Below are 12,342 nucleotides of genomic sequence, written 5' to 3' on the forward strand. Positions count from 1 at the left end.
TTACTGCCTTGGTAGGGAGAGGGTGGCCTGCAGGCCACCCTGGGGGCGATTTTCCAGCACCAGATCGCCGCCGTGGGCGTGGGCGATGTTGCGGGCGATGCCGAGGCCGAGGCCGGTGCCGGCAGCGTCCGTGCTCAAGCGGTAATAGGGCTCGAAGATGCGTTCGAGCTGATCTTCCGGCAGGCCCTGACCCTCGTCCATGATGAACAGGATCAGCATCTCCTCGTCATCCATGACGATGATGCGCACGCGCTGGCCGTACTTGATGCCATTGTCCACCAGGTTGCCGATGCAGCGCTTGAGTGCCAGCAACTTGCCGCGGTAGGGCCACTTGCAGTGCCCCTCGATGATGAGCAGGTCCTGGTGCAGGTTCATGGACTCCGCCATCTGCTCCAGCAGGGCGTTGACGTCGATCTGCTCGAGGTTCTCGTGAATGTCGGTCTCCTTGACCGTCTGCAGCGCCCCTTTCACCATCAGCTCCAGCTCGTCGAGATCCTTGTTGAACTTGCCGATCTGGGTCTCGTTGTCGAGCAGCTCGACCCGCAGCCGCAGCCGGGTGATGGGGGTCTTGAGATCGTGGGAGATGGAGCTGAACAGTCGCTCCCTGTCATCGATGAAGCGGCGGATACGCTGCTGCATGATGTTGAAGGCGCGGGTTGCCGCCACTATCTCGGAGGCCCCTTCCTCCTTGAGGGGGGGCTGGTCGATGTCCTTGCCGAGATTGACCGCCGCCTTGGCGAGCCGGCGCAGGGGCCGGGTCTGCCAGCGCACCAGCAGGAAGGTGAAGAAGCAGAGGAACACCGTCATCAGGGCGATGAAGCGTACCTGGTTGCTCGGCATCACGGTATCGTCGAGCGTCATGTAGGGGGCGGGCAACAGGGCCGCCAGGTAGAGCCACTCCCCCGGCTCTATCTCGATCTGGGTCACCAGCACCGGGGGATTGATGGGTTCGAGGGAGAGGGTGTAGCGGGCCCAGGAGGAGGGCAGATCCGCCAGCAGGGTGTCGTTGTTGAAGACGTGCAGCTCTTCCGGACGGGAGAAGTCCACCTTGATGGCCATGGCGTCGGAGAGCTTGCGGGCGAGCACCTCCTCCACCTCCTTCAGCACCAGCGTCTTGCGCTCGCTGTCCGGGATGGCGCTGATGTGGATCTCCTCCTCGTTCAGCGACACGAAGAAGCGGCTGCCCCCCATGTTGCGCAGCTGGTCCAGCGCGATATGGCGGTACTGCAGCGGCAGGGACTTGAAGAAGTTGACTGTGGAGGCGGCCGACAGCGCCAGGTTGCGGGTGGTGCTGAGCATGCCTTCCAGCTCCCGCTTCTGGATCTGCTGCATCCAGATGCCGGTGAGTATGGTCTGGGAGAGCAGGATGGCGAGCAGCAACAGCAACAGCATCCGCGACAGCAGGGAGCGGGGCACCAGCGCCTGCCAGAACCGCCGGCTTTTCATGGGATCTCGTGCCTCTTGTCGATCAGCGGGTAGCCGCTGCTATGGCGCTGCGCCTGCCAGAACGTCTGGTCTTTCATGGGATCTCGTGGACTTCGGCGATCAGCATGTAGCCGCTGCCCCGTATGGTCTTGATGATGCGCGGGCTCTTGCCGTTGTCACCGAGCTTCTGGCGCAGGCGACTGATCTGCACGTCGATGCCGCGCTCCATCGGCAGGCTCTCGCGGCCACGGGTGGCATCCGAGATGGTGTCTCTGTCCAGCACCACGCCGGGCTGCTGCAGGAACATGCCGAGCAGCAGGGCATCGCTGCCGGAGAGATCCAGCAGGCTGCCGTCGTCGTGGGTCAGCTGATGGCTCAGGGTGTCCAGGGTCCAGTCGGCGAAGCGCAGGCGACGGCTCGGCTCCTTCTCTTTTTCCGGCTGGCGGAATTCGGCCCGGCGCAGCAGCGCCTTGATGCGGGCCTGCAGCTCGCGCGGGCTGAACGGCTTGGCGATGTAGTCATCGGCGCCGAGTTCGAGGCCGATCACCCGATCCGCCTCATCGGAGGCGGCGGTCAGCATGATGATGGGCACCTGAGAGTCGCGACGGATCTGCTGGCAGAGGGTAAAGCCGTCGTCGCCGGGCATCATGATGTCCAGAATGATCAGGTCCGGGCTGTGCTGGGCGAGTTGCTGACGCATCTCGTCGCCCCCTGCCGCCGTCAATACCTGAAAGCCGGCCCGGCTCAGGTATTCATTGAGCAGCTCGCGGATCTCTTGGTCGTCGTCGACGATCAGCAATTGTTTGCTCGTTGACATATGTATGTGCATCCACCCATTTTTTTGTGCAGATTGAACCTGTCGAGGGGGCAAAAAGCAAGCAAGCCCCCCTCCTAATGTGAGGTTATGGGCAATATAGCCCCAGATCCGGGGTTGAGAAGAAAAAAGGCCGACCCAAACGGGGCGGCCAACACGCAGATTCCGACGGTAAGAGATCACCCCGTGTGGCGATCTCCACAGACTCGATGACGGGTCGGTCAGGCCGACCCCACAGCAGACAATTCGGTATCGCCCTCACCCACGAGTGCGGGCGATACCCTGATCTAGCCGAGATGGCCGGATCAGCGACGTTCAGTTCATCACACCCGCTCGAACACGGTGGCGATGCCCTGGCCCAGACCGATACACATGGTCGCGACCCCTAGCGTGGCATCCTTCTCTTCCATCAGGTTGATCAGGGTGGTGGAGATGCGGGCACCGGAGCAGCCGAGCGGGTGGCCCAGGGCGATGGCACCGCCGTTCAGGTTCACCTTCTCGTCCACCAGATCCTGCAGCCCCAGATCCTTGACGCAGGGCAGGGACTGGGCGGCGAAGGCCTCGTTCAACTCGAACAGGTCGATGTCGCCGACGGTCAGACCGGCCCGCTTGAGCGCCTTCTGGGTGGCGGGCACCGGGCCGTAACCCATGATGGCGGCGTCGCAGCCGGCGATGGCCATGGCTCGTACCCTGGCACGGGGGGTCAGCCCCAGCGCCTTGGCCCGATCCGCGCTCATCACCAGCATGGCGGCGGCGCCGTCGGACAGGGCCGAGGAGGTGCCGGCGGTGACGGTGCCGTTGACCGGGTCGAACACCGGGCGCAGCTGGCCCAGGGTCTCGACCGTGGTCTCAGGCCGGATCACCTCGTCGTAGTCGTAGAAGAAGCGGGCGCCGCTGGCGTCATGGCCTTCCAGCCCGACGATCTCCCTGGCGAAGCGTCCTTCCAGGGTGGCGGCATGGGCGCGGCGGTGGGAGCGGGCGGCAAACTCGTCCTGCTGCTGACGGCTGATGCCGTGCAGCTTGCCCAGCATCTCGGCGGTCAGCCCCATCATGCCGGAGGCCTTGGCCACCGTTTTGGCCATGCCGGGGTGGAAGTCGACGCCGTGGCTCATGGGCACGTGACCCATGTGCTCGACGCCGCCGATGATGAAGATGTCCCCGTCACCCACCTGGATGGCGCGGGAGGCATCGTGCAGCGCCTGCATGCTGGAGCCGCACAGCCGGTTGACGGTGACGGCGCCGACCTGCTTGGGAATACCGGCCAGCAGGGCGGCGTTGCGGGCTATGTTGAAACCCTGCTCCAGGGTCTGCTGCACGCAGCCCCAGTAGATATCCTCGATCTCGTTCGGATCGAGGTTGGGGTTGCGCAGCAGGATGGAGCTCATCAGGTGCGCGGACAGATCTTCTGCACGCACGTTGCGGAAGGCGCCGCCCTTGGACCGGCCCATGGGGGTCCGGATACAGTCGACAATGACTACGTCTTTCATGAATGGATCTCCTCTCCGCAATCAGTAGAAGGTTTTGCCCTGGGCGGCCATTGCACGCAGCTTGTCGCTGACGCGGTAGAGCGGGCCCAGATCGGCATACTGGTCGGCCATGGCCACGTAACGATCCAGACCTATGGTGTCCAGATAGCGGAACACGCCACCACGGAAGGGAGGGAAGCCCAGCCCATAGACCAGCGCGATGTCCGCTTCCGCCGGGGTGGCGACTATGCCTTCCTCCAGGCAGAGCACCACTTCGTTGATCATGGGGATCATCATGCGGGCGATGATGGCGTCCTTGTCGTAATCCTGTTTCGGCTTGGCAATGGGGGCCAGCAGCTCGTAAGCGGCCACATCGGCCACCTTCTTCGGCTTGCCCTTCTTGTCCTGCTCGTAGGCGTAGAAGCCCTTGCCATTCTTCTGACCGAAGCGGCTGGCGTCATACATCACATCGATGGCGGTGCGGCTGGTCTTGCTCATGCGCGCCGGGAAACCCTGCGCCATGACGTCACCGGCATGGTGACCGGTGTCGATGCCGACCACGTCCAGCAGGTAGGCTGGGCCCATGGGCCAGCCGAACTCTTTCTCCATCACCTTGTCGACCGCGGCGAAGTCGGCGCCATCGGCGACCAGCTGGTTGAAGCCGAAGAAGTAGGGGAACAGCACGCGGTTGACGAAGAAGCCCGGGCAGTCGTTGACCACCACCGGGGACTTGCCCATGGCGGCGGCATAGGCCACCACGCGGTTGATGGTGTCGTCCGACGTCTGCTCGCCGCGGATGATCTCCACCAGGGGCATGCGGTGCACCGGGTTGAAGAAGTGCATGCCGCAGAAATTCTGCGGGCGCTTCAGCCCCTTGGCCAGCAGGGAGATGGGAATGGTGGAGGTGTTGCTGGCGAGCACGGCGTCGTCGCCGATAACGGCTTCCACTTCACCCAGCACGGCGGCCTTCACCTTGGGATTCTCGACTACGGCTTCGACCACCAGATCCACGTGCTTGACGCTGTCATAGCTGAGGGTCGGGGTGATGGCGGAGAGCACCTGGCCCATCTTGATGCCGTCGATGCGGCCCTTCTCGAGCTGGCCGTTGAGCAGCTTGGTGGCTTCGCCCATGCCAAGCGCCAGCGCCTTCTCGTTGATGTCCTTCATCACCGCCGGAATGCCCTTGCTGGCGGACTGGTAGGCGATGCCGCCCCCCATGATGCCGGCACCCAGTACGGCGGCGTGGCTGGTGGCCTTGGCTGCCTGCTTGGCCGCCTTCTTGGCCAGCGCCTTGATGTGCTGATCGTTCAGGAAGATGCCGACCAGCGCCTTGGCCACGTCGGTCTTGGCCAGCTTGATGAAGCCTTGCGCCTCGACGTTGAGCGCCTCGTCGCGGCTCATGCCGGCGGCGGCCTCGACGGTTTTGACTGCTGTCATGGGCGCCGGATAGTGCTTGCCCGCTACGGCGGCAACCATGCCGGCAGCTGTGGTGAAGCTCATCATGGCTTCCAGCTTGGAGAGGCGCAGTGGGGCCTTCTTGGCGGCGCGACGGCCCTGCCAGTCCAGCTTGCCGGCGATGGCGTCTCTCATCATCTGCAGGGCGGCGCTCTGCAGCGCTGCGGGGGCGACCACGGCGTCGATGGCACCTACCTTGAGGGCGTCATCGGCACGGTAATCCTTGCCTGTGGTGATCCACTCCAGGGCGTTGTCGGCGCCGATAAGGCGCGGCAGACGGACTGTGCCGCCAAAGCCCGGCATGATGCCGAGTTTGGTCTCGGGCAGGCCGATCCTGGCAGTGGTGTCAGCCAGACGGAAATCGGTGGAGAGTATGGTCTCGCAGCCGCCGCCCAGGGCGTGGCCCTTGATGGCGGACAGGGTCGGCACCGGCAGATCTTCGATGGCGCTGAAGATGTCGTTGGCTTTCTTCAGCCAGCCGAGCAGCTCTTCTTGCGGCAGATCGAACAGTTCCAGGAATTCGGTGATGTCGGCGCCGACGATAAAGGCGTCTTTGCCGGAGGTGAGGATCAGACCCTTCAAATCGGCTTGTTGCTGTAATGTGGCGATCGCTTCGCTCAGCGAGAGCAGGGTAGCGCGATCCAGCTTGTTGACTGAACCCGGGGCATCAAACCTCAGCTCGGCAATGCCGTGTTCGAGGTAGCTGACCGACAGGGTTTCGCCTTGGTAGATCATGAGAGTGTCTCCTTGTTCCCACGCGGTGGGGGGCTTTGCTCCTTTCTCCCCAGCAGGGGGCGAGGCTCACTATTGATCCAAAATAAGACAATTTCAACACCTATTTAAAACAATTGTTTAACAGATCTCGAGTAAAAACTCGTTCTGGGTGATGAGACAGAATAAAGGCGCCAGGAGGCGCCTTTATTCTGCTGATCCGGCTCAGCTGGCCAGCTCCGGCCGGTCGCGGTACTGGTTCAATACCTCGGGATCGGCGAGGGCGTGGGTATTGTTGACGGGCCTGTTGTGCACCACCTCGCGCACCGCCAGCTCCACTATCTTGCCGGACTTGGTACGGGGGATGGCATCCACCTGCAGGATGCGGGCGGGCACATGGCGGGCGGTGCAGTGTTGGCGGATCTGCTGGCGGATGCGCTCACGCAGCAGCTCATCGAGCCGCAGCCCGGCCTTGAGCTTGACGAACAGCACCACCCGTTCGTCCTGCTGCCACTGCTGGCCGATGACGATGCTCTCCTCCACCTCGTCTAACTGCTCCACGTAGCGGTAGATCTCGCTGGTACCGATGCGCACGCCACCCGGGTTGAGGGTGGCATCGGAGCGGCCATAGAAGAGGACGCCGCCGGTGTCGGTCAGCTCGATCCAGTCGCCGTGGCACCAGATGTTGTCGAAGCGATCGAAGTAGGCGGCGTGATACTTGTCGCCGTTCTCGTCGCCCCAGAAGTAGATGGGCTGGGCCGGGAACGGCTTGGTGCAGACCAGCTCCCCCTTCTCGCCCTGCACCGGCTGGCCCGCCTCGTTGAACACCTGCACCGCCAGCCCCAGACCACGGCCCTGGCTCTCGCCGCGATAGACGGGGCTCAAGGGGTTGCCGATGACGAAGCAGGAGCAGATGTCGGTGCCGCCGGAGATGGAGCTGAGCTGTACATCTTTTTTGATCCCCTGATAGACGTAGTCGAACCCCTCCGGCGAGAGCACTGAGCCGGTGCTGCAGATCAGCCGCAGGGCCGGCAGCTCATGGGTCTTGATCGGGGCATAACCCTGCTTGTGCAAGGCATCCAGGTACTTGGCGGAGGTGCCAAACAGGCTGACCTGTTCGTCGCGGGCCAGATCCCAGAGCACGTTGCCGTCCGGGTAGAAGGGAGAGCCGTCGTAGAGCACCAGGGTGGCGCCGGAGGCGAGCGCGCTCACCAGCCAGTTCCACATCATCCAGCCGCAGGTGGTGAAGTAGAACACCCGCTCCCCCGGCTTGACGTCGCAGTGCAGCTGATGCTCCTTGAGGTGCTGCAGCAGGGTGCCGCCGATGCCGTGGACTATGCACTTGGGTTTGCCGGTGGTGCCTGACGAATAGAGGATGTAGAGCGGATCGTTGAAGCCCATGGGCTCGAAGCTGAGGCTGGCGTCCGGCTGGCTGGCCAGGATCTGTTGCCAATCCTGGCCGAGCAACAGGGGATGGCCGAGCAGCGGGATCATCACCGTCTGCTCTATGCTGTCGATCTGGCCGACCACGCTGGCCACCTTGGCCTGAATGTCGATCCCCTTGCCGTTGTAACGATAACCGTCCACCGCGAACAGCACCCGGGGCCGGGTCTGACCGAAGCGCTCCACCACGCTGGCCTCGCCAAAGTCGGGGCTGGTAGAGGTCCAGACCGCCCCCAGGCTGGTGGTGGCCAGCATGGCGATCACGGCTTCCGGGGTGTTGGGCAGATAGGCGGCGACCACATCGCCGCGCCCTATGCCCTGCGCACGCAACCACTGGCTCAGGCGGGCGACCCGATCGCCGAGATCGGCCCAGCTCAGGGTCTGGCTCGCGCCCCCTTCGAGGCGGGAGATGATGGCCGGGCTCTCGTCCTGGCGGCGCAACAGGTTCTCGGCGAAGTTGAGCCGGCTGTCGGGGAACCAGCGGGCACGCTGCATCTCCTGGCGGTTCTCCGCCACTATGTCGCCTAGCTCACCCTTGACGCCGCAGTGCTGCCATACCAGCGGCCAGAAACGGGTGGTCTTCTCGACCGACCATTGATAGAGATCGGCGTAGCTGTGCAACTGCAGGCCGTGGAAGTGGTTAACCTCGGCCATGAACTGGTGGAGGTTGGAGTGTTGCATCCTGTCCTGATCCGGCTGCCACAGGCAAAGGTTGTGCATGAATTGTTCCTGACTGCTTATATCTGCTGGCAGTGTATTGAATTGTTCTTTATTTGTTAATGGTTGGTTTTTGTTTCATAACAAAATCCTTGTAACCTATGCGTTACCTCACGAAGCGACAGCTTGACGGTTCGAGCCAGAATTCGCTTGATGTTATGCTGAAGCCACATTTGCCCGGAGCAGGACGCCATGAGCAGTTACAGTCAACTTTTTGCCCAGCACCTCGACACCCTGCAGCAACGCACCCGCGACATACTGCAACAGCAGGGGCTCGGCGGCCTGGCCATTCATTCGGGCCAGACCCACCGCATCTTCCTCGACGATCAGGACTACCCCTTCAAGGTCAATCCGCACTTCAAGGCCTGGTTGCCCCTGCTGGACAACCCCCACTGCTGGTTGCTGGTGGACGGGGTGAGCAAGCCGGTGCTGCTGTTCTACCGGCCGGTGGATTTCTGGCACAAGGTCGCGGACCTGCCCAATGCTTTCTGGGTCGATTTCTTCGACATCCGCTTCCTGACGAGGCCGGAGCAGGTGGCGGATCACCTGCCCGCCGACAAGCAGGAGTGGGCCTATCTGGGGGGCCATCTCGAGGTGGGCGAACTGTTGGGGCTGGGTCAACCCAACCCGGAGGCGGTGCTCAACTACCTGCATTACCACCGTGCCTACAAGACCGCTTATGAGCTCGAATGCCTGCGGGAAGCAAACCGCATCGGCGTGCGTGGTCACATCGCGGCCAAAGACGCCTTCATGGCGGGGGCGAGCGAGTTCGAGATCAACCTGGCCTACATGAAGGCGGTCGGGCAGGGGGCCAATGAGGCGCCTTATGGCAACATCATTGCCATCAACCGCAATGCAGCCATCCTCCATTACACCCAGCTTTCCACTCAGCGGGTGCCGGATGCGGAGCGTCACTCCTTCCTGATCGATGCCGGGGTGGATTATCACGGCTATGCCTCCGACATCACTCGTACCTGGGCCTGGCGCCGTGGCGAGTTTGCCGATCTGATCGCGGCGCTGGATGCGCAACAGCAGCAGATCATCGAGGAGATCAAACCGGGCCGCCGTTACAGCGAGCTGCACCTGCAGATGCATCACAGACTGGCGCGGTTGCTGCAATCGGTCGAACTGGTGGACATGTCGGTAGACGAGATGATCCATACCGGCGTGACCAACGCCTTCTTCCCCCACGGGCTCGGCCACTTCCTCGGCCTGCAGGTACACGATGCAGGCGGCTTCATGCAGGATGAGCGTGGCACTCATCTGCCTGCCCCCGAGCCGTTCCCCTACCTGCGTTGCACCCGGGTGATGGAGGTGGGCCAGGTGTTCACCATCGAGCCTGGGCTCTACTTCATCGACAGCCTGCTGGAGCCACTGCGTCAGAGCGAGCAGGGCAAGCGCGTCAACTGGAACAAGGTGGAGGCGCTGCGTCCCTTCGGTGGCATTCGCATCGAGGACAACGTCGTGCTGCATGGGGACGGGGTGGAGAATCTGACCCGGCAAGCAGGGCTCTGATGGTTGCAGACTATGGCATTCCCGCCGCGCCGCTGGAGTTGACCGAGGAGATCAAGAAGAGTCGCTTTATCACCCTGGTCGCGCATGCTCCGACGGTGGCGGCCGCCAAAGCCTGGATAAACGAAGTCAAACGGCAACACCCGACGGCCCGGCATCATTGCTGGGCCTTCGTCGCCGGAGCCCCCCAGGACAGCCAGGTCTATGGCTTCAGCGATGACGGCGAACCCTCTGGCACGGCGGGCAAACCTATGCTGGCCCAGCTGATGGGCGCGGGGCTTGGCGAGATCGTCACCGTGGTGGTGCGTTACTACGGTGGCGTGCTGCTGGGTACCGGCGGTCTGGTCAAGGCCTATGGCGGTGGTGTCGGGGCGGCTCTCAAGTTGCTCGAGACCCGGATCAAGCGCCAGCAGACCCCTTCTCTCATCTGCTGCGACTATACCGACATGGGGGCGGTGGAGGCGTTGATTACCGCCCATCAGGGCCAGCTGCTGGCTGCGGATTATGGTCAGCAGGTCAGTCTGCAGATCGCCTGGGATACCGCTATCTGGAGCCAAGTGGCCCAGGAATTGACCGATAGAACCCATGGCCGGGTATCTCTTCGTCCCTTAGATGGCTAGAATCCATCGCTCTTTTAGTCTGAAGAGGGAGCCAGAATGCAAGTTCTGAGCATCATTCGTATCGTTGGCCTGCTGGTCGCGCTGTTCAGTTCGACCATGCTGCTGCCCGCGCTGGTCGCTTTTGCGTATCGTGATGGCGGCGGTGCCGAGTTTGTCAATTCCTTCTTCATCGCGCTGCTGCTCGGCGCCATGCTCTGGTTCCCCAACCGTCACCAGAAGAAAGACCTCAGATCCAAGGAAGGCTTTCTCATAGTAGTGTTGTTCTGGGTCGTGCTGGGCAGCGTGGGGGCCTTGCCATTTTTGCTGGGCGAGGTGCCCGGCATGTCGGTCTCCGAGGCCTTCTTCGAGTCGTTCTCCGGCCTGACCACCACGGGCGCCACCGTCTTGACCGGGCTGGACAACCTGCCCAAGGCCTTCCTCTTCTATCGTCAGCTGCTGCAGTGGCTGGGGGGCATGGGGATCATAGTGCTGGCGGTCGCCATACTACCGCTGCTCGGCATCGGGGGCATGCAGCTCTACCGTGCCGAGATCCCGGGGCCGGTCAAGGACAACAAGGTCACTCCCCGCATCGCCGAGACGGCCAAGGCGCTCTGGTTCATCTACCTGTTGCTGACCTCTCTCTGCGCCCTGGCCTACTGGATGGCCGGGATGAGCCTGTTCGACGCCATCTGCCACTCCTTCTCCACCCTGTCGGTGGGCGGCTTCTCGACCCATGATGCCAGCATCGGCTTCTTCAACAGTCCGGCCATCAACCTGATCACAGTGGTGTTCCTGCTGCTGGCCAGCGTCAACTTCGCCCTGCACTTCATGGTGTTTGCCCACAAGCCGGTGCGGCTGAGCAGTTATCTGCACGACTCAGAGCTCAAGGTGTTTCTGGGGATCCAGGGCGTGCTGATACTGATCTGCTTCGTCTCCCTGTTGTTCCACGGACACTACTCCACCTGGCAGGAGGCGCTCAACCACGGCCTGTTCCAGGCGGTATCCCTCGGTACGACCACGGGATATAGCACGACCAGCTATGCGGATTGGCCTTCCTTCCTGCCCATGTTGCTGATGTTCTCCGCCTTTATTGGCTGTTGTGCTGGCAGCACCGGGGGCGGCATCAAGGTGATGCGCTTCATGATCCTGTTCCTGCAGGGGATGCGCGAGCTCAAGCGGCTGGTGCACCCGCGTGCCATTTACACCCTGAAATTGGGGCGCCGCGCGGTACCGGAGCGGATCGTCGAGGCGGTGTGGGGTTACTTCGCCACCTATATCATCCTGTTCTTCATCTTTATGTTGCTATTGCTGATGACAGGGTTGAACGAGGTGACGGCCTTCTCTGCCGTGGCGGCGGCCTTCACCAACGTGGGGCCTGGGCTGGGGGAGGTCTCCGCCAACTTCGGCAAGATCTCGGCAACGGCGCAGTGGATACTGATTGTCGCCATGTTGTTTGGTCGATTGGAAATTTTCACGCTTCTGGTACTGTTTACGCCCGCATTCTGGCGTAGTTGAGGTAGGTATGGACAAGATTTTGGTGCTTTATTCTTCCCAGGACGGGCAAACACGGAAAATTGTGGATGCCATGCTGGAGGAAATATCAGGATGCGACGTGGTGATACAGGATCTGCATACCCTGCCCAAGTGCAATCTCAGCAAGTATGCCAAGGTATTGATCGGTGCCTCCATTCGCTATGGCAACTTCCACCCCAGCCTGCTCAGCTTCATCAATGCTCACCATGAACAGCTGGAAGTGGCCAATGCCGCATTCTTCTGCGTCAACCTGACCGCCCGCAAGCCAGAGAAGCAGACGCCGCAAACCAATGCCTATATGAAGAAGTTCCTGCGCCTCTCTCCCTGGAAGCCGAAAACCCTGGGGGTCTTCGCCGGTGCGCTGCAATACTCCCGCTATAACTGGTGGCAGACCCGCATCATTCAGCTGATCATGAAGATGACCGGCGGCAGCACGGACACCAGCCAGGACCTCGAGTTTACCGATTGGGTAAAGGTACGCAGTTTTGCGCGAGAATTCTGGTCAAAAAGATAGCAAACCCGCGCCATTACTGGCCGAAGCCCCGCTGATACGGGGCTTTTTGTTGGATAAATAGGCATTTGAACCGCTAAAGTGCGAAAAACGGATCTTTCTGCATATTTTCCCTTGTCATCGCACGCTGGATCCCTATAATGCGCCCCTACCAGC

At 62.0% G+C, this 12,342-nt stretch carries 9 protein-coding genes; 4 read left to right on the forward strand and 5 right to left on the reverse strand.

Going from position 1 to position 12,342, the window contains the following annotated elements; translation table 11 throughout:
* The 5 genes from LG30_RS0120510 to LG30_RS0120530 all read right to left on the reverse strand — a co-directional run bounded on the left by LG30_RS0120510 (window position 1) and on the right by LG30_RS0120530 (window position 8,034).
* A complete protein-coding gene (locus LG30_RS0120510; RefSeq protein WP_033132550.1) occupies window positions 1–1,446 on the reverse strand; it encodes an ATP-binding protein in 1,446 nt (481 codons plus the stop codon).
* 73 nt (window positions 1,447–1,519) lie between these two features.
* Window positions 1,520–2,242: a response regulator gene (locus LG30_RS0120515; RefSeq protein WP_033132551.1), complete on the reverse strand. Its 723-nt coding sequence runs from the start codon at window positions 2,240–2,242 to the stop codon at window positions 1,520–1,522.
* A gap of 320 nt (window positions 2,243–2,562) precedes the next feature.
* On the reverse strand, window positions 2,563–3,726 hold the full coding sequence (gene fadA / locus LG30_RS0120520) for an acetyl-CoA C-acyltransferase FadA (protein ID WP_033132552.1): 1,164 nt from the start codon (window positions 3,724–3,726) through the stop codon (window positions 2,563–2,565).
* 21 nt (window positions 3,727–3,747) lie between these two features.
* Window positions 3,748–5,895: a fatty acid oxidation complex subunit alpha FadB gene (fadB, locus tag LG30_RS0120525; protein ID WP_033132553.1), complete on the reverse strand. Its 2,148-nt coding sequence runs from the start codon at window positions 5,893–5,895 to the stop codon at window positions 3,748–3,750.
* Window positions 5,896–6,096: 201 nt separating this feature from the next.
* A complete protein-coding gene (locus LG30_RS0120530; RefSeq protein WP_033132554.1) occupies window positions 6,097–8,034 on the reverse strand; it encodes an acetoacetate--CoA ligase in 1,938 nt (645 codons plus the stop codon).
* A gap of 189 nt (window positions 8,035–8,223) precedes the next feature.
* Here LG30_RS0120530 and pepQ point away from each other — a divergent pair, with 189 nt between their 5' ends.
* From pepQ to hemG, 4 genes are read left to right on the forward strand one after another with little or no spacing between them, the layout of a single operon-like run.
* Window positions 8,224–9,546, forward strand: a complete 1,323-nt coding sequence (gene pepQ / locus LG30_RS0120535) for a Xaa-Pro dipeptidase (RefSeq protein WP_033132555.1) — start codon at window positions 8,224–8,226, stop codon at window positions 9,544–9,546.
* Window positions 9,546–10,163, forward strand: a complete 618-nt coding sequence (locus LG30_RS0120540) for a YigZ family protein (protein ID WP_033132556.1) — start codon at window positions 9,546–9,548, stop codon at window positions 10,161–10,163. Before pepQ ends, LG30_RS0120540 begins: the two co-directional genes overlap by 1 nt.
* 36 nt (window positions 10,164–10,199) lie before the next feature.
* Window positions 10,200–11,657, forward strand: coding sequence for a TrkH family potassium uptake protein (locus tag LG30_RS0120545; protein ID WP_033132557.1), 1,458 nt, complete (start codon window positions 10,200–10,202; stop codon window positions 11,655–11,657).
* A 7-nt stretch (window positions 11,658–11,664) separates the two neighbouring features.
* Window positions 11,665–12,189 (forward strand): menaquinone-dependent protoporphyrinogen IX dehydrogenase, encoded by a 525-nt coding sequence (gene hemG / locus LG30_RS0120550; protein WP_033132558.1) that lies wholly within the window; start codon window positions 11,665–11,667, stop codon window positions 12,187–12,189.
* Window positions 12,190–12,342 lie beyond the last annotated feature (153 nt).

This window comes from Aeromonas aquatica, from assembly GCF_000764655.1.
Classification (GTDB): Bacteria; Pseudomonadota; Gammaproteobacteria; order Enterobacterales; family Aeromonadaceae; genus Aeromonas; species Aeromonas aquatica.

Coding starts and splice junctions, on each gene's coding strand:
- LG30_RS0120510 (WP_033132550.1), bottom strand. CDS start 1,446: ATGAAAAGCCGGCGGTTCTGGCAGGCGCTGGTGCCCCGCTCCCTGCTG.
- LG30_RS0120515 (WP_033132551.1), bottom strand. CDS start 2,242: ATGTCAACGAGCAAACAATTGCTGATCGTCGACGACGACCAAGAGATC.
- fadA (WP_033132552.1), bottom strand. CDS start 3,726: ATGAAAGACGTAGTCATTGTCGACTGTATCCGGACCCCCATGGGCCGG.
- fadB (WP_033132553.1), bottom strand. CDS start 5,895: ATGATCTACCAAGGCGAAACCCTGTCGGTCAGCTACCTCGAACACGGC.
- LG30_RS0120530 (WP_033132554.1), bottom strand. CDS start 8,034: ATGCACAACCTTTGCCTGTGGCAGCCGGATCAGGACAGGATGCAACAC.
- pepQ (WP_033132555.1), top strand. CDS start 8,224: ATGAGCAGTTACAGTCAACTTTTTGCCCAGCACCTCGACACCCTGCAG.
- LG30_RS0120540 (WP_033132556.1), top strand. CDS start 9,546: ATGGTTGCAGACTATGGCATTCCCGCCGCGCCGCTGGAGTTGACCGAG.
- LG30_RS0120545 (WP_033132557.1), top strand. CDS start 10,200: ATGCAAGTTCTGAGCATCATTCGTATCGTTGGCCTGCTGGTCGCGCTG.
- hemG (WP_033132558.1), top strand. CDS start 11,665: ATGGACAAGATTTTGGTGCTTTATTCTTCCCAGGACGGGCAAACACGG.